The organism is Dellaglioa sp. CoH-55-MRSF-8 (assembly GCF_056782195.1).
Genome location: NZ_JBXAYH010000112.1, coordinates 1 through 365, shown reverse-complemented (window position 1 = coordinate 365; position 365 = coordinate 1). Strand labels below are relative to the sequence as shown.

General features: G+C 58.4%; 1 protein-coding gene. It reads left to right on the top strand.

The annotated features are described in order from the left end of the window. Positions 1-229: hypothetical protein (locus AC1RPW_RS08150; protein WP_481769464.1), on the top strand; the 229-nt coding region annotated here is incomplete at its 5' end. Positions 230-365 lie beyond the last annotated feature (136 nt).

Here is a 365-nt window from a genome sequence, read left to right as displayed (position 1 = left end):
CGAATCATGGGCCGCGCGCCAAGCGTTCCAAACGGTTAGCGTCGTTTACGAGTCGCTGAGTCACGAAACGGAATTCGTGGCAACATGCAGTATGCGATTCACATGCGACGTGCGCTCGACGCTGGCTCAGTTTTTGGAACGCATCGAAAGCGAAGCCGCCGACCGGGGCCTTTGCATCATTGAGGATGCGGCTACACGGCTCCCGGTTCCGGGCATTCAACAAGGGTAACAAGGGCGATCATGAAATACGATTGGTTTGTGAGTACACAAAACGCGGCGGGGCCTGTCTCGGGCATCTACTGCACGGACACGGGTAACACCGTGCAGGAATGGCCGGGCGACGACGGCACCATCGCGCAAGCTGA